15 protein-coding genes are annotated in these 15182 nt (G+C 64.0%); all 15 read right to left on the bottom strand.

The genetic code is table 11. From position 1 onward, the window contains the following. Positions 1 to 144 precede the first annotated feature (144 nt). Positions 145 to 2472: a zinc-ribbon domain-containing protein gene (locus ACIP5T_RS10365; RefSeq protein ID WP_400862862.1), complete on the bottom strand. Its 2328-nt coding sequence runs from the start codon at positions 2470 to 2472 to the stop codon at positions 145 to 147. Next, positions 2469 to 3512, bottom strand: coding sequence for a TniB family NTP-binding protein (locus ACIP5T_RS10360; protein ID WP_124894640.1), 1044 nt, complete (start codon positions 3510 to 3512; stop codon positions 2469 to 2471). The genes ACIP5T_RS10365 and ACIP5T_RS10360 overlap by 4 nt, the downstream gene beginning before the upstream one ends. Beyond that, positions 3509 to 4291, bottom strand: a complete 783-nt coding sequence (locus tag ACIP5T_RS10355; protein ID WP_400862860.1) for a Mu transposase C-terminal domain-containing protein — start codon at positions 4289 to 4291, stop codon at positions 3509 to 3511. The genes ACIP5T_RS10360 and ACIP5T_RS10355 overlap by 4 nt, the downstream gene beginning before the upstream one ends. Before the next feature lie 52 nt (positions 4292 to 4343). Beyond that, a complete protein-coding gene (locus ACIP5T_RS10350; protein WP_400862859.1) occupies positions 4344 to 5546 on the bottom strand; it encodes a hypothetical protein in 1203 nt (400 codons plus the stop codon). Continuing rightward, positions 5539 to 6363, bottom strand: coding sequence for a TnsA-like heteromeric transposase endonuclease subunit (locus tag ACIP5T_RS10345; RefSeq protein WP_400862857.1), 825 nt, complete (start codon positions 6361 to 6363; stop codon positions 5539 to 5541). Before ACIP5T_RS10345 ends, ACIP5T_RS10350 begins: the two co-directional genes overlap by 8 nt. 576 nt (positions 6364 to 6939) lie before the next feature. After that, on the bottom strand, positions 6940 to 7146 hold the full coding sequence (locus ACIP5T_RS10340; RefSeq protein WP_017201940.1) for a hypothetical protein: 207 nt from the start codon (positions 7144 to 7146) through the stop codon (positions 6940 to 6942). A gap of 350 nt (positions 7147 to 7496) precedes the next feature. Beyond that, positions 7497 to 8306 (bottom strand): RNA polymerase sigma factor, encoded by an 810-nt coding sequence (locus ACIP5T_RS10335; protein ID WP_400862854.1) that lies wholly within the window; start codon positions 8304 to 8306, stop codon positions 7497 to 7499. Positions 8307 to 8572: 266 nt separating this feature from the next. After that, positions 8573 to 9439, bottom strand: coding sequence for a WD40/YVTN/BNR-like repeat-containing protein (locus ACIP5T_RS10330; RefSeq protein ID WP_400862853.1), 867 nt, complete (start codon positions 9437 to 9439; stop codon positions 8573 to 8575). 58 nt (positions 9440 to 9497) lie between these two features. Continuing rightward, positions 9498 to 10097 (bottom strand): DUF305 domain-containing protein, encoded by a 600-nt coding sequence (locus ACIP5T_RS10325; protein ID WP_056313436.1) that lies wholly within the window; start codon positions 10095 to 10097, stop codon positions 9498 to 9500. 82 nt (positions 10098 to 10179) lie between these two features. Continuing rightward, complete coding sequence (locus tag ACIP5T_RS10320) at positions 10180 to 10641, bottom strand: DUF6153 family protein (protein WP_400862851.1); 462 nt, start codon at positions 10639 to 10641, stop codon at positions 10180 to 10182. 51 nt (positions 10642 to 10692) lie between these two features. Further along, positions 10693 to 12813 carry a heavy metal translocating P-type ATPase gene (locus ACIP5T_RS10315; RefSeq protein ID WP_400862849.1) on the bottom strand — a complete coding sequence of 707 codons (2121 nt, stop codon included), beginning with the start codon at positions 12811 to 12813 and terminating at the stop codon, positions 10693 to 10695. A 55-nt stretch (positions 12814 to 12868) separates the two neighbouring features. Continuing rightward, positions 12869 to 13198 (bottom strand): heavy-metal-associated domain-containing protein, encoded by a 330-nt coding sequence (locus tag ACIP5T_RS10310; RefSeq protein ID WP_400862847.1) that lies wholly within the window; start codon positions 13196 to 13198, stop codon positions 12869 to 12871. A 32-nt stretch (positions 13199 to 13230) separates the two neighbouring features. Beyond that, on the bottom strand, positions 13231 to 13512 hold the full coding sequence (locus tag ACIP5T_RS10305) for a metal-sensitive transcriptional regulator (protein ID WP_400862846.1): 282 nt from the start codon (positions 13510 to 13512) through the stop codon (positions 13231 to 13233). 209 nt (positions 13513 to 13721) lie between these two features. Then, positions 13722 to 14699 carry an arsenic resistance protein gene (locus tag ACIP5T_RS10300; RefSeq protein WP_120227545.1) on the bottom strand — a complete coding sequence of 326 codons (978 nt, stop codon included), beginning with the start codon at positions 14697 to 14699 and terminating at the stop codon, positions 13722 to 13724. A gap of 73 nt (positions 14700 to 14772) precedes the next feature. Next, positions 14773 to 15168: a low molecular weight phosphatase family protein gene (locus ACIP5T_RS10295; RefSeq protein ID WP_120227544.1), complete on the bottom strand. Its 396-nt coding sequence runs from the start codon at positions 15166 to 15168 to the stop codon at positions 14773 to 14775. Positions 15169 to 15182 lie beyond the last annotated feature (14 nt).

Raw genomic sequence — 15182 nt, 5'->3', positions numbered from 1 at the left:
CAGTGCGATCTTGGTCAGGCCATCATCGCTTCTCGACTCGCTCGCGTTTGGGTCAGCAGCGAACACGTGAGCCTTTGCCCTTCGTGCTCGAGGGGTTCAGCGTGGCCAACTGCGAGATCGATGGCGGTGGCACGTGGAGTGTCGCTATTTCCGGCATTCGGGGCAGCGGGCGTGGGGCCTGCGGGTTCTGGTCTGAACTCTCGATGGCCACGTGTACCCGCAGGCACAGTGCCAGGTGACTTTTCTCCCCGATCCGACGGTGACCTCGGTGGGCGAGAGGGTGTTAGAGGAGTCCCACTGCGCTGCGAGATCGGGTCGCAGGGTTGCAAGGTCGGTCTCCCCTGGGATGGGTAGCTTTCCTGTGCAGTAAGGGCAGCCGCAGCCGGACGTCCGGTTCTTGACTGTCGCGGGCCACGAGTGATTGCGGTGGCAGATCCACGACACTTTCACGTGGGAGGAGACCGTGACTTGATTCGGTGAGCAGTCGTTGCTGGGGTCCCATTGTGCGGCGATATCCGGTCGGCGTGTCGCGAGGTCAGTGGCTCCCGGGATGGCGACCCGTCCGGAGCATGAGGGGCACCCGGAGCCTGCGTGTCGGTTGGCGACTGTCGCTGGCCACGTGTGATTCTCAGCGCAGCGCCACTGGGCTTCATAGGAGCTACTAACGGTCACTTCGGAGGGTGTTCGGTCGTTCGCCCCCGCTTCATGGTCCCACTCCGAAGCCAGATGAGGGTCGAGGGTTCCCAAGTCGTTGAATCCCGCGAGGACGACCCGATTCGCGCACACGGGGCATCCCGTCTTGTCCTTCGTGCGACCCCAGACGGGAAGCTCCCACGTGTGACTCAGCGCGCAACGCCATACCGCGGGGTAATCCGAACCCGCGGTGACCTCGCGCGGAGTCTTGGAGTTTGCGGGGTCCCACTGGTCGGCGAGTTGAGGGTGGGTGGTGGCCAGGTCATTGAAACCGGCGAGGGTGCGTTGATTGGAGCAGTACGGGCAGCCGTGTCCTGAGCAACGGTCGCCGACGGCCGCGTCCCAGCGGTGGTCGCAGGGACCGCGCCACCAGACGACACGGTCCGATCCGGGGGTGACTGTCTCCGGAGTGATGGAGCTGTCGTTGCGTTCGCAATCCCACTCTGCTGCAAGGCCCGGGTGAAGTGTGGCTAAGTCTGTTTCACCCGGTATCGCCCGGCTACCGCTGCAGTAGGGGCAGCTGCTTTCTTGCGTGGTGCGGGAACGCACCTGGGCGGGCCAGGTGTGCTCTCGAGCAGTACACCTCCAGTTGATTCTCCGGGCAGAGGTGACGCTGACGTGATGTGGGTCCCCGCGGTTGGCTCCTGATGTGGTGTCCCATTCCGCGGCGATGTCTGGCCGCAGGGTGCCAAGGTCGGTGTGTCCAGGCCAGAAGTCCATGCCGATGCAGTACGAGCAGTTTGTCTCGGCAAAGCCTCGCACGTGGGGGCTTGCTTCCCAGGAGTGCCCCTCCTCGCACAACCACCAGGCTTTGTGGGAGACATCGACTCCGGACCAGGGGTCGCGGGTGGGCGGGTTGCGATCCCAGTCCCATTCGGAGATGGCTTTCGGGTGGCGGAGGATCCACAGCGGGTAGTTGGCGGTGGTGTCGAGGATGCGGGGTACGTCGACAGTGTCGAGGGCAGCTTCCAGGGGGCGGAACTTCGTGGGGATGGTGTGGCGGCGGAGGGGGCGGAGCCAGAGAATCACCCGTTCGACGAGGATGTCGCTATTGGTGAAGCCCAACGTTTCCTTGATATCGAGCCGTAGATCTGCCGCCGACTGAGTGCGCCATCGTGCGCAGTGCGAACGATTGGACAAGATCTGCAGAACGCGCACCGTCGCGCGGTACAGATGTGCGCGGCGATCGATCTCGCGTACCGCGCTCATCAAAGACGGACTCTGCCCGGTCTCTGCGTTCTGGGCGGAGAGCGTGTCGTTGTCGCGCACCATGGCCCACACCTGACCGTGCAGTTGCGTGGTGACCCGACCAGTAGCGACGAGTCGACGGAAGGAGAGTTCCGTGTTCCGAAGAGAGGGATCGAAGGGAACGATCACCTGGGTATCGGTTTCGGTTCCGGGACCGAACCACACCATCTGCCCCGGGTGTCGGAGACAGAAGTTCTCCCGATCGTGGGGAATCTGCTCGATCGTCTCCCCGGCACTGCATAGGCGGCACAGGAAGCGCTGCGGGTAGGCCCGTGTGGAGTCCGGTTGCGCTAGACGTTTCATGCGGAGGTAATGACCGGCCGGGCGCCCCGCCGTCGCCTCGACCGTCCGAGCGGCCGCTTCGTCGTCGATCCAGACGCGGTGGATGTTCGGTTGCGCTCGGCTGGTCAGTGCTCTCTCGGCGAAGTCGAACGGCACTCCTGCGGCGCGGCATTGCCGCTGCGCGTAGGAGCGTGGCGTCTCAAGATGATGCCACTTGGGTCGTTTCGCCCACGCCTGCGTGCTGATCATGCGGCGTCCACCAAGTCGTCCAGGGTGACGTTGTGTTTGTTGAGCGTGGTGCGCCGGAGAGTATCGAGAACCCCGAAGAGTCGCTCGCGGGTTACGGTCTCAGAGGTGCGCGATTCGTCTCGCAAGATGGACGCGACGAGGCGGTCCACAATCATCGCGAGAACGGCGAGCTGCCCGTCGGCGGCGTGGACTAGCGTGCCGGCGTTGCGGGTGAGAAGGCCGTGGGAGTGCCCGCATAGTGGTAGGAAGCTGTCGAAGGTGGCGACCCATTTGATCCATTGTTCGAAGTCCTCTTTGACGTCCGGGTCGATCTTGTCGAGTGTGACGAAGTCGCAGCGTGCGCTGACTTGCAGGCCGTCGCCCGTCTTGAATGCTTGGTCGAGACTGATTCCAACCAGGACGACGGTCGCACAGGACTCGTTCTGGAGGGCTTTGATGACACTGGAGGGTTCAGTCCCGCCGAGCTTGTGCGCTTCGTCGATCACGAGCAGCTTCGTGCCGTGACGGTGGAGGGCTTCGACGGCAAGTTTCCGCAGCCTGTCGGTGGCGATTTGTTTGGGGAGAACGATGGTGGGGGCGAGAAACTCCACGATCTGGGCAAGGAGAGCCTTCCCGGTCGAGTGTTCGGTCATCTCCACCCAGACGACCGGTGTGTCTCCGTCTCTGAGGTAGTCGGGGCGTTGGGCTGCGTGTCTGCGTTCTACGGATCGAGCCAACAGGAGAGCGAGCTCTGTCTTGCCGGAGAACATCGGCGCGGATATCATCAGCCCGCGCCGCGAGTTCTTCAGCCGAGGGTTGATCCGGATGAGGTCCTCCAGAATGCGAGCGCAGACCGCTTGCTCGCGTGTCTTCACCCTCAGCGTCAGCCGGAGAAAGTCTTCGCGAGCTTGGTCGTATAGCTCTCGGGCTTCACTGTCCAGATCTGTGTACTGCCGGAAGGTGATCTTCGGCGGGGATGCGGGCTCGGCGTCGAATGCTTCTCGAAGCCCTGCAAGGCTGGTCTTGCGGTCATGGTGGAGGACGAGTGGGGTGATCTTCATGAATCAAGCTCCTCTGCTTGCGCGAGATGTATGTCGGGGGACGTCCAATCGATGGTGCTGATGTCGACGGGTTTGGCCCATTGCCGTAATGGGATCGGTGTCGTTGTCGAGGGGCCTGACTCGCGTTGAGCTTCGACCTTGAGGCGCTGTTGCTCTCGCTTGTGCTGGGTGCGTTTTCGTTTGTCTCCTCGTTCCCGACTTTCGACATGATCGATCCACTCGCGACGGCGGTCGGGATCGTCGATCGCGGCGTCGGGGTATCGGGCAAGGAGTTTCATGTCTATCTCGGCGACCATCGGTGCTGTCTTTTCCCGCAGAGCGATGTCCCAGCACTCGATCCACACACCGGTTTCTGGGTGACGCACCCAGACGGCATTGGCGTTGTAGGGGTCGAAGCTCACTGGGAATTTCCTGGCTTTCGCGGATCCCGGTTCAGCGCCCGTGAGGGAGCGATTGCGCAGATCTTCCAGATGGGGTGAGTCGTAGCGGCGATTGTGGAGTTCGATCCCTGCACGGCCGATCATGCGTCGTTCGGTGGGCAAGAGCGCGAGGTACTCCTCAACTCCGAAAGGCACCGGAACGCCGGGTCCTACAGCGAACAGTTCGGCGTACATCTGATTCGGGGTGAAGATGCGCCCTGGATGCCTCATCGACTTCAAGCCACGGTGAGGCCTGTTCAGGTAGATATTCGTTATCCAGCTGTCGAGGATGAGGCGAAGCGAATCCAGGGTGAGCGTGGGGTCGTCTTTGGCGGCCCGATGGGCGACGGAGTTCCCCACGAATCCAGCCAGCCATGCGGCGAAGTCTGTCGAGAGCGTGCCGAAGTTGCGTTCAACATGTGGTTTTACCGTCGGTGTTCTGGAGGGGGGCAAGTTCCCTGTGGATTCCGTACGCGCTGCAGGCATCTCTGAACGTGCGGGACCGAAAATCTGCTCCACCATCGATGGTGATCGATCGCGGGAAGATCCACGGGACGGCCAGAGAATCGTCGGTGAGGAAGGGGTTCACCTGCTTCATCAGGTCGGACGGCAACGTGGCTGACCCTGCGAGGGTGGCTGCTCCTGAACCAGGTACGGCTTTGCGCCCGATGACAGCCCGGGCGAGCAGGAGCGCATGGTCGAATCCGCCGGGGCTGTCCGCGTGAATCGCCCAAGCGAGCGGTACCCGGCTTGCGACATCGAGAAGCACGGTGAGTGTCGGCCGGAACTCACTGTTCTCATCCCAGACGAGAACGTCGAGTTTCGTTGAATCGATCTCGCATCGCTCCCCAAGTTGATAGGCAGCCCCGGAGTAGTACTGACGCTTGGGGCTGTTGTCGGTGTTTCGCCGGGTGGTCGCTTTGTCGAAGCTGTAACGGCCGGCAGCCCGCTCGTTGATGTAGCCCTGGAGGGTGCGAGCCTTGATCTCACATAAAGGATCGCCGGGGTAGGTGGTCTCGAGCGCTCGCCTCACCAAGACAGCGCACCGGCGTTTGCTGCTCGTAGACTTGTCCGTCTGACGATCGAGGATTCGATCGATGATCGTCACCAGCCGTGGGTCTGCCCGGCTGATGGCGAGTCGCTGCTCGCCCTTGCGATGCATGCGGGCATTCAGTCCGGCTGCACCGCCTTGCTGGTACGTCTTCCACAGGAGGTGAAAGGTGCTGCGCGCTCGCCCAAGTGAAGTGCCCTTTAGCTCGAGCAGCTTCGCGTCAACACGTGCGTTCTGAGTTGTCAGCGCAGGGTCATATTGTGCCCGAGGAGCGGAGGCCAACGGATCCATCGGCTTGCCAGTGAACGCCTCAAGGAGATGGGCTTCCATATCGCATACGTCGGTCGGCCATGCATCCCCGTCCGGCCGAAGAGATACGATGCGATCCCGTTGGGCTGTTCCGGCCTGGAGCAGGAACTCGTCTACGGACATGATCAGGTGTCGGTGGGGTGCGGTCTCAGATCGGAGCTTCACCTCTAGGCCAGGGATGATGTGGACCCAGACCCAACTATCGCCGTCAATGTCGAAAGTCTCTCCGAGCTTCAGCTTCTTCTCGTCAGACACCGATCGCGTCCGTTCTCTCCCGATGGGCGGTAGTCAGTAGCGTGTTGCTGTTGAAGACCGCCGACAGATCGACCTCGAGCAGCCTGCGCCAGGCGAGGTTGTCAATCCAAGCGCAAGCAAGAGGTGGGCAATCTGGTGATGCCAGCTCGCATAACTCCCGGCGAGTCTTGCCGAGAGTTGCCGCCTCGAGGATCCTGTCCTCGACGGCAGCAGGCGGCCTGCAGCGGTCATGACGCGACGCCGACAACCATTCGACCACGCGGGTCGCATGAAGGCTGTGGCCGGAAAGCACCTGATAGTGCCAGCCGAGCGTTGCCGACACTCGCGCCGTCTCATCGAACTGCAGTTGCGCATACTCGTCGATGAGTTCCTCTGGCCTCACGTCCCGAACGGCATAAGAGCCGTCCGACATCTGCAACAGGAAATCCGGCACATGCCAATGACCGGCCATCGGCGAGCGGACGCCGAACACCACGCCAAACGGCTGCGACCACACCCTTTCGACCTGTCCGCCAAAATCGAGCCACATCAGTTCGTCGCGCTCGAACTGAGACTCGCACCAGACGTGACTGCGGGTGCGGCTCCAGAAGTACTCAGATCCCGTGAAGAAGTGGCTGGCGCCCTTCGATACTCGAACCTTCATGGGGTCGATGACCGACCAATCCAAACGGCCGAGACTTCGGTCGACCGGTGCGAACGAGGTGTTGTTCGCATAGCCAGTCTCCGAACGATGATCACGCGGCACCCAGTGCAGCTCCGACTCTTTCGAGAACCGTCGACGAGCGATCATCCGTGCGATCTCAGCTGGCTTCATCATCACTCCCGGAGGGAGGCGGAGTGCCGGTAGGCACATCTTCGTCGCCTGCGCCCAGGATCAGCCCGGTCGGCTTCGACGGGCTTCCGACACACCGGCGCGGACCGGATATCGTTCGATCTGATCACGAGTGGCCCGACGTGAAGCGAGAACCGCATCGTTGGTCGCCCGATGTCACTCGGGACTCAACCGGCTTCCGTCGCAAGGTCTAGGCAACGCAAGGCCAGACTTGAACAAACGATGGGAAAGCTCCCCCACTAGTCTTCGGGTGAACAGTACTCGCCGCCGGGTTCCGGGTGAACATTGCCGGCTCCGGCGCTGCGGCAGACATTGAGATGCCGGTCGGCGTTGCCGTCCCGGGCGCTCACGCCCTGGCGGCCGCGGAGACCGTTGCGGACGCCGACCTCGCGAGACTGACCATCCCGCTCCCCCAGTGCAGGACCCGTCCCGCACGAGATGCTCGACGGGAACCTCGTCATCGACAAGGTGAACTACTGACCGCCACCGACGGGGTTCTGGAGGCCCTCGACTTACACAACGAGGGCCTGCACGTGTGCACGTGCAGGCCCTCATGTTCGATTAGACGCGCTGGCTGATCGTGCCGCCCGGGTTGCGGTTGGCGGTCGATTCGGTGACGAACCGGCCCGACGACGCGGAGCGGTGCACCGTGGTCGAGTTGCTCGTGCCGGAACCGACACGTTCGGTGGTGGTCTTTCCGGGCCAGCGGGCCGCAGCGGCCTTGGAGACGAAACGACCGGTGGATGCAGAGCGACGAACGGTTCCCATGGGAACTCCTTCACTGATTGGTGCCGGGGTGCCATGAGATGGAGCGCCGCTAGTCTGCGGCTGCCAACTCCGGTACAGTCAGTGCTCTGGATGAGACCTGACCTTCTCAGGGCTTGTGAGCCGTCCCGTTACCGCGGGGCGGCTCTTTTCCGTTGTGATCCCGACATCTCGGTATATGTCCGCCGCTGGTCACTTCCCCTCGCGGCCTCTCAACTGCTTCGATTGAGTCTTGCCCGTCATCGATCGCGAGACGAGCGACTGCGCTTTGTTGGCGGAAACGGTTCGGCGTGCCGCCTTCGCGTTCTGGGTCCCGAAGGACGAGCGCTCGATCTTGCCTCGAAATTCACTGCTCATGCGGACTCCCGGTTCTGTCGTACTTGCTGACGTGCGCGCGCGATCGCCGACTCCACCGCTTTCGCGGTCATGCCAAGTTTCTCGCCGATCTCCGCGTGCGTGAAGCCATGCGTCACGTTCAGATAAAAGGCTGAGCGGACACGCTCGTCCTTGATGCTCCCGAATGCACGACGCAGCTCGTCCTTGATGTGCGCCGCCTCGCTCGCGTCGGGAGCAGCCGACGTCGACGGACCCTCCTCGAAGTCGTCAGCCCAGGCCGCTGCGGGCGGCGGGGCCTGCGGCTCGGCATATGAACGCAGCTCTTCTCGACGCCAACGCTTGTAGACGTTGCTGAACTGCAGCAGGCACTGGCCCACGAAGAACGTGCGCAGGGAGGCACCCTTGGCGGGGTCCCACTTGCCCGGAACGAGCACCTTGTCTCGAAACGCGGTGAGGGCGAGCACGATCGTCTCATCCGACAGGCTCTCGGCCTCTTCGATCATCGATCCCGGGCGGGGCTCAGGCTCCAGTGCGCCGAAGCCCTTCCGCTTCACCTCGCCACGAATCTGTCCTTTGTAGATCCACCCGCGGATGACAGCCCACCCGTACTTCGCGATCTCGTTCGCGAACAGCTCGTAGTTCCGGCCCCGGTATCCGCTGGCCCGAAGTGCGGTCGCGAGTTCGCGGTCTCCGGCGAGCCGGTCGAAGCGTTCCTCGGCGCGATCGCGGTCTGCCTCGGCCAGCCAGGCCTGATCCGTTGCCCACGCGCTGAGAGTAGGAACGCCATCGGGGGACGAATGCCCTTCGGGCTCGTCGTTACCGGTCATAGCGTTGCCTCACGATCCTGGTCAGCTCATAGTCACCACGATCCCTCATATGTCCGACATCGCAGGCTTCCCCTCGCCGCTCGCAAGAAAATGATGAGCAACCTCACGGCTCGGTGCCCCCGCCGTAAACGATCGTTGTGGCAGGAGCGGCTGGTCGTCGCTCGAGGGCCCGCCGCTATGGTTTGTCGAAACCTCCTAACGGCAGGGGAGTTTCGGTGAATCTCGGGGCAAGTGAGCGTCTGTTTCTGAAGATGTCGTCCTCTCGTTTACTTGGCTATTGCCGCCAGGCCGCTGTCATCGAAGACCAAGGTGTCACCGTCGTTCGTGGTCGCGAGCGCTTGCGCGGAGCCATGAGTGACGCCGGCTGGAACCCACTCGGCGTTGGATCCTGTGCTGGCCCAGATCTGTCCGCCGCGACCGACACCGACAAGCCGTTTGCCGTCAGGTGACACGGCGAGTAGATAGAGCGCAGGCGCCTCGTTCAGAGGTGTAAAAGTGGTGCCCTCATCAGTGCTGATTTGCACCCCGTCTGGGGTGGCGGCGATCAGTTGCCCTTCACTGTCGATGACGAGGCTGAACGCCAGAATTTCTCCGACCGCCGACCAGGTCTCACCGAGGTCGTCAGTGCGGAGGAGCTCCGCGGAGTCCGAGGCGATCCCGTAGAGGGTGTCGTTCTTCCCGGCGGCAAGCACGTGGAAGTCTTTCTCGTCGGTGAATGAGACGGGCGTCCAAGTTCTGGCGCTGTCGTCGCTCCGGATGATTCCGAGGTTGGGGGAGCCGAGTTCTGGGGCCGTGGTTGGTCCGGGGTGCCCGGACGCGAGGAGAGCGTCACCGACGGTGATGAGGCCCATTGCGTCGAAGTCGGTCGTCTCGATACGCGAGCCGACTTCGCCATCCGGTGTGGCCGTGTAGATCCCGTCGTGGGCGCCGAGGAGGTATCCGTCCTCGGAGGGGTTTGGCACGATTGCGTGGACGTGGCTGATGGACGTGGCGTGGTCGTGTCCGGTGGTGGGCTCGGCGGGTGCGGTGCAGCCGGCCAGCACGATGCTGGCTGCGATCGTTGTGGAGAGCGTGAGTGCCGCTCGGTGTCGCTGTCGAAAAGTGGGCAACGTGAGCTTCTTGAGGGTTCGCATGATGGTGTGCGCACAGATCACGAGGTGGGGTGCGGGAGCCCCGCACCCCACCCAGGGATCACAGAGTTGCGAGGATCTCCTTCATGGTGGCGATCTCTTCGGTCTGCGCGTCGATGATCGTCTCAGCGAGTGCGACGGCGTCGCTGTTCTGACCGTTGTCGACTTCGTTCTGCGCCATGTCGACAGCGCCCTCGTGGTGCTGGATCATCTGCTCAAGGAACAGACGCCCCGCATCGGGACCGGTGGCATCTTCGAGGGCCTGCATGTCTTCCTCAGACATCATGCCGCTGCCGTGATCCATGCCCTCCATGCTGTCCATCTCCGCGCCCCAGTCTTCGAGCCACTGGTCCATCTTCTGGATCTCCGGCTCCTGAGCGGCCTTGATCTCTTCGGCGAGAGCGACCACGCGCTCATCGACGCCGTCTTTGCTGAGAAGGACGTCGGACATCTCGATGGCTTGTGCGTGGTGCTCCTTCATCATGCTGGCGAACATGATGTCGGCGTCATTCGCGTCCGCTGTGTCGGTGGGCGCGGACGAGCTGCCGCCGTGGTCCATGCCTTCCATGCCGTCGCCGGAACCGGTGTTTCCGGCGCAGCCCGTGAGGGCGAGAAGGGCAGTGAGGGTGAGTGCGGCGATCGCCGCGGGTCGAATCTTCATGAGTGTTCTCCAAGGGTCGGTGATGAGGCCCGGCTATTGCCGGTGCCAGGGGTGCGTGCCCGCAAAGGGGGCTAGCGCGTCATCACGTGCGACTGATGCAGAGAACCGTGAGAGAGGGCGGTGGCGGAAGCGCGTGGGCACGGGCGGGCCAACGGGTCGTCGCGGCCACGAGTGCCGTGATCAGGGTGGCATGCCGCCAGCCGAGCCCGATCCGCCCGAGCAGGATCGTGGCGACCAGGAGTGCGAGGACGCACGCCATCCACGTCATCGGATCCCCGCCCCCACACGTCGCGCATCCCGCATCCGCCGTCGGTGAGTCCGGCACGGCGGCGGCTGCGGACGTGTCGTGGTGATGGGCAGATACATCGGCCTGGGTGCTGACAGCGACGGTGTCGTGGTGGCCGGCAGTTGTCGCGTGCGAGTTGAAGGAGTGCATCGCCAGCAGACCCGCGATGACGCCCACCGCGACCGCGAGGACGGCCAAGACGGTATGGGTGAGCGTGCGCGGTCCCCGCACCCGTTGTGCGACGTTGATCAGCGACATACCCACCTCCCGTTCTCCTCAGCCTACGTCCGTCACCCTGACCGTTTCTTGCTACTTACCCGCTACTGCGTCCGGGCGGAGATCCAGCCGGCGCAGCAGCTGCGCGTTGAGCGCGACGACGATGGTCGACAGGGACATCAGCACGGCCCCCACGGACATCGGGAGCACGAACCCGATGGGGGCGAGCACGCCGGCCGCGAGGGGGACGGAGAGCAGGTTGTAGCCGGCGGCCCACCAGAGGTTCTGCTTCATCTTCCGGTAGCTGGCCCGTGACAGTTCGATCACCGACAGGACAGACCGGGGGTCGTCGCTGGCGAGGATGACCCCGGCCGAGGCGATCGCGACGTCCGTTCCCGCGCCGATCGCGATACCGACGTCCGCTTGCGCGAGCGCGGGGGCGTCGTTCACACCGTCTCCGACCATCGCGACCTTGCGGCCCTCGCCCTGCAGTTCTTTCACCTTCGAGGCCTTGTCCTCCGGTCGCACTCCGGCGAAGTACCGGTCGATACCCAGCTCGCCCGCCACGGAGGCGGCCACCGCGTCGGCATCACCGGTGATCATGACGACTTGCACGCCCCGCTCGTGGAGGGCCTCGACGGCGTGACGCGACTCTGAGCGGATCTCATCCGCCAATCGCAGTGCGCCCGCGACCTGACCGTCGACGAGGACGTGGAGGATGATCGCACCCTCATTGCGCCACTCATCGGCAACCGCCAGCTCCTGGGCGTTCTCCTGCTCGAGCATGTACGGCCCACCGACCTGCACGATGTGCCCATCGACACGCGCACGGACCCCGACCGCCGGCGAGGACTCGAATTCGGACGAGGCAGGGACCGTGAGGTTCTTCTCTTTCGCCGCGTTGACGATCGCGCGAGCGAGCGGGTGCTCGGAGTCGGCTTCCGCAGCCGCGGCCCAGGCCAACAGCTGGTCAGAATCGGTGCCGGACACGGGGTCGATCGCGGTGACGGCGGGGGTGCCCTTGGTGAGCGTGCCGGTCTTGTCGAACAAGACGGTGTCGACGGTGCGCATGCTCTCCAACGCGAGACGATCCTTGATCAGCACACCCCCACGAGCCGCCCGCTCCGTCGCGATCGACACAACGAGCGGGATCGCCAGGCCCAGAGCGTGCGGGCACGCGATCACCAGCACGGTGATCGTGCGGATCACCGCGGCGTCGGGCATGCCGACAACCGTCCAGACGATCGCGGTGATCGCGGCAGCGCCGAGCGCGAACCAGAAGAGCCATCCCGCCGCCTTATCCGCGAGCCGTTGCGCCCGCGACGACGAGCTCTGCGCTTCGGTCACCAGCTTCTGGATACCTGCGAGAGCGGTGTCCTCGCCGATCGCGGTGATCTCCACCCGCACACCGGAGTCGGTCGCGACGGTGCCGGCGATGACCTGGTCGCCGTCGCTGCGGCGGACGGGCCGGGATTCTCCGGTGATCATCGACTCGTCCATGCTGGCCGAGCCCTGCACGATCCGCCCGTCTGCGGGGACCCGCCCGCCCGGGCGCACCACCACCACGTCACCCACCAGCAGATCAGACGGGGCAACCGTGACGGTTGTATCGCCCTCGATCTTTTCCGCCTCGTCAGGCAGCAACGCAGCCAAGGAATCCAACGCTGAGGTCGTCTGCGCGAGGGAACGCATCTCGATCCAGTGACCGAGCAGCATGATCACGATCAGCAGGGCCAGCTCCCACCAGAAGTCCAGTTCGTGGTGCAGCAGGCCCAGGCTCGCGCCCCATGAGGCGAGGAACGCGACCGTGATCGCCAGAGCGATCAGCAGCATCATGCCGGGCTTGCGGGCCCGGAGTTCGCTCACCGCACCGGTGAGGAACGGCGCCCCGCCCCACACATACATGACCGTTCCGAGAACCGGGGACACCCAACCGACCCACGCAGCGTCCGGCAGCGGGTATCCGAGCAGCATCGAGAACATCATCGAGAACCCGACGACCGGGACCGCGAGGATCAGCATGATCCAGAACAACCGCCGGAACTGGCCCACATGATCACCATGTCCACCATGTCCGCCGTGCCCACCATGTCCGCCATGATCTGGCGACGCATCGTGATCGTGGCTCATCGCCGCGTGGTCATGCTCCGTTGTCGGCGCCGCGCCGTGGCTCTCGTGTGCGGCGTGATGGCTGTGTTCGTCGTGCTGGCTCATCGGAATTCCTTGCTCAGATGCGCCCGGTTGAGCCCGGGTGCAGACGGTTAGCGACTCAGGCCTGGCTAGTCGCGAGGCTATACCCGGCCTCTTCGACCGCAGCCTTCACGACAGCAGGATCGACCGGGGCTGCGCTGTGGATAGTCACACGGGAGATGCCGCCAGCGTTCAGGTCGACGTCGACGGACTCGACACCGGCCACAGCCGCCAGTTCCTCACTGACGCTCGACACGCAATGCGAGCACGTCATCCCCGCAACCAAAACCTCTTCCGAGGACGAGGACGAGGCGGCAGCCGGCGCGGAAGCCTCGGTGTTCGAGGGGACAGCGCAGCACGCGCAGCCAGCGTTCGCGTCCTTTAGGCCAAGTTCAATGCGATCAGTCATTGTGTGCTCCTTCAGATAGACAGACGTGGCGGTCATGAACGGACAAGGCGGGCGATCGCTTCGTTGGCCTCGCGGACCTTCTCCGCCGCAACCTCGCCGCCCTCAGCGCGGGCCTCGGCAACGCAATGACTCAGATGATCGCCCAGCAGTGACAACGCCACCGTTTCGAGCGCTCTCGTCGCCGCAGACACCTGCGTCAGGATGTCGATGCAGTACTTGTCCTCGTCAACCATCCGTGCAATCCCTCGCACCTGACCTTCGACGCGACTCAACCGCTTAGCGAGATCTGCCTTGCCGTCGCTGTACCCGTTCATGGTTAGAAGATACCCCCTGGGGGTATCTAACTCAAGGTTGGTTGCGCGCATTCCCGCGTGACTCGGTCCTTCTAGCGGCGCGAGCCTGACGAGAACTTAGTGCGCCCACCGAAAACGATCGTTTTCGGCGTGAGACCGTTCTGTGGCCGTGAGCAGCTGCCGATAACGCTCTCCAGAAGTCCCTTACGGCAGGGGTTTTCGGCGGTGCCTCAATCGGTTGCGAGACGACGGTCACCCACGAGCCGGGGGATCAGGCGGACAAAGATCACCATGGCGACGAGCTCGACGAGTGTTTGCGTCACGACGGCGAGAGGGGCAAGGGCGAACGATGTGGGGAGCGCGAGGGCGAGCGGGAGAACCACTAGGGAGTTGCGGGTCGCGCCGGAGAATACGACGGCGCGAGTGCTGGAGACATCGAGTCGTGCCGCACGCCCCGCGAATATCCCTACCGGGATCATGACCGCCGCGAAGGCGGCATAGATCGGAACTGTGGCGAGCAGTGCAGGAAGTTGCCGGCTGACGCCGTAGACCTGGGAAGCGACGACGACGGCGAGCGTGAGCATCATCAGCGGCACCATGGCGGCTAGAGCGGTGTCTCGGAGAGTGCGGCCCCAGCGCGTGCGGGAGGCGACGTACTGGGTGAGGCCGGCCGCCATGAGCGGGAGCACGATGAGCAGGAGGAAAGCGTCGACGAAGGGCGCGAGGTCGACCGCGGCGACGAGTTCAGGGCCGACGAACAGCCAGAGGTATGCCGGCAGGAGCAGCATCTGTCCCAGCATGAGGATCGGCGCGGCCGCAAGTAGCCGTTCCTTCGCCCCTCCGGCGAGCCCCGTGAAGACGATCACATAGTCGATGCAGGGCGTCAGCAAGACGAACAGCACACCCACCAGCAGCGCCTGGTCGTGAGCGACGAACCGAGACAGGCAGAACACGATGACGGGGGCGATCACGAAGTTCACGACCAGCACCACGGACAGGAACCGCATATCGCGGAAGGCGCGTCCGATCATCGAGAAAGGGACACCGAGGAATGTCGCGTACAGCAACAGCCCGAGAACGGGGTTGATCGCGAGCTCGAGAGGGTGCGCGGCTCCTGGTGTCAACAAGCCCAGCACGACGCCCGCAGCGATCGCTGCGAGATAGAGGGCGATCTGATGACGTTCCCACCAGGCGACGAGGTTGCTCACGTTCCCAGCATGTCGACTCACCCGGTCCCGCACGAATCACCCACGCCAGGGCCGGGTTCGTGACAAGGGAAACTCAGGTGAGAATCGTCGTACGAATCTTCTCGGCCACCGCTTCCCGTAGCGGGCGCACTGCTTCGGCGTCCCAGGACTCGGGGTTGGGGAACGACCACTCCAGAACCTTTCCGCGAGGGGTGGAAGGCAGGGTGAGTCCGGGCTTCATAAGGACGATGAGGTCGGCGGCGTCCAGGTCTTCGACTGTGACGGCGCGCGGTACGCGATCGGTGATGTTCATTCCGAGTTCTGCGACAGTGTCGGCCACGGCCGGGTTCACTTCGTCGGCGGGGGAGAGGCCCGCAGACGTGGCCCGAAACCGGTCCCCGGCCAGGTGCTCTAGGAGAGCCGCGCCGAGCTGCGACCGGCCGGCGTTGTGCTGGCAGATGAAAAGGACGGTCGGAGTGGTGTCAGTCACGGGGGCTCTTTCAG

Source organism: Microbacterium sp. NPDC088619 (assembly GCF_044752825.1).
GTDB lineage: Bacteria > Actinomycetota > Actinomycetes > Actinomycetales > Microbacteriaceae > Microbacterium.
Note: the sequence above shows the minus strand (reverse complement) of the source record. Positions and strands in the feature narration are given on the sequence as shown.

Excerpts from the sequence above, each read along its gene's own strand:
- ACIP5T_RS10365 (WP_400862862.1), bottom strand. The coding sequence starts at position 2,472 with ATGATCAGCACGCAGGCGTGGGCGAAACGACCCAAGTGGCATCATCTT.
- ACIP5T_RS10360 (WP_124894640.1), bottom strand. The coding sequence starts at position 3,512 with ATGAAGATCACCCCACTCGTCCTCCACCATGACCGCAAGACCAGCCTT.
- ACIP5T_RS10345 (WP_400862857.1), bottom strand. The coding sequence starts at position 6,363 with ATGATGAAGCCAGCTGAGATCGCACGGATGATCGCTCGTCGACGGTTC.
- ACIP5T_RS10340 (WP_017201940.1), bottom strand. The coding sequence starts at position 7,146 with ATGGGAACCGTTCGTCGCTCTGCATCCACCGGTCGTTTCGTCTCCAAG.
- ACIP5T_RS10335 (WP_400862854.1), bottom strand. The coding sequence starts at position 8,306 with ATGACCGGTAACGACGAGCCCGAAGGGCATTCGTCCCCCGATGGCGTT.
- ACIP5T_RS10330 (WP_400862853.1), bottom strand. The coding sequence starts at position 9,439 with ATGCGAACCCTCAAGAAGCTCACGTTGCCCACTTTTCGACAGCGACAC.
- ACIP5T_RS10325 (WP_056313436.1), bottom strand. The coding sequence starts at position 10,097 with ATGAAGATTCGACCCGCGGCGATCGCCGCACTCACCCTCACTGCCCTT.
- ACIP5T_RS10320 (WP_400862851.1), bottom strand. The coding sequence starts at position 10,641 with ATGTCGCTGATCAACGTCGCACAACGGGTGCGGGGACCGCGCACGCTC.
- ACIP5T_RS10315 (WP_400862849.1), bottom strand. The coding sequence starts at position 12,813 with ATGAGCCAGCACGACGAACACAGCCATCACGCCGCACACGAGAGCCAC.
- ACIP5T_RS10310 (WP_400862847.1), bottom strand. The coding sequence starts at position 13,198 with ATGACTGATCGCATTGAACTTGGCCTAAAGGACGCGAACGCTGGCTGC.
- ACIP5T_RS10305 (WP_400862846.1), bottom strand. The coding sequence starts at position 13,512 with ATGAACGGGTACAGCGACGGCAAGGCAGATCTCGCTAAGCGGTTGAGT.